The sequence below is a fragment of the Pseudomonas sp. HMSC066A08 genome, assembly GCF_001813025.1.
Lineage (GTDB): Bacteria > Pseudomonadota > Gammaproteobacteria > Pseudomonadales > Pseudomonadaceae > Pseudomonas > Pseudomonas aeruginosa.
This window is the reverse complement of the sequence record NZ_KV811246.1, coordinates 1-313: the sequence shown is the minus strand read 5'-3', so window position 1 is coordinate 313 and position 313 is coordinate 1. Positions and strand designations below refer to the sequence as shown.

Annotated in this window: 1 protein-coding gene; it reads left to right on the top strand. The window is 59.4% G+C overall.

From position 1 onward, the window contains the following. On the top strand, positions 1-313 hold a 313-nt coding region (locus tag HMPREF2886_RS02935; protein ID WP_168172011.1), incomplete at both ends, for a type IV secretory system conjugative DNA transfer family protein.

The window sequence follows — 313 nt, the reverse complement described above, 5'->3', positions numbered from 1 at the left end:
CCTTGGCCTACATCGCCGGTTACGGCATGAAAGCCTACCTCATCACGCAGGACGTGCAGCAGCTCTACAAGGCTTATTCAAACTACGAAAGCATCATTTCCAACTGCCACGTCCGCATCGCCTACGCGCCCAACAAGGTCGAGACAGCCGAATGGATGTCGAAGATGACGGGCACCACCACCGTCGTCAAAGAGCAGGTGACGACTTCGGGCAAGCGGTTCGGTGCCGTCCTCGACAACGTGTCGCGCAGCTATCAGGAAGTGCAGCGACCGCTGATGACGCCCGACGAAATCATGCGCCTGCCCGGCCCGAC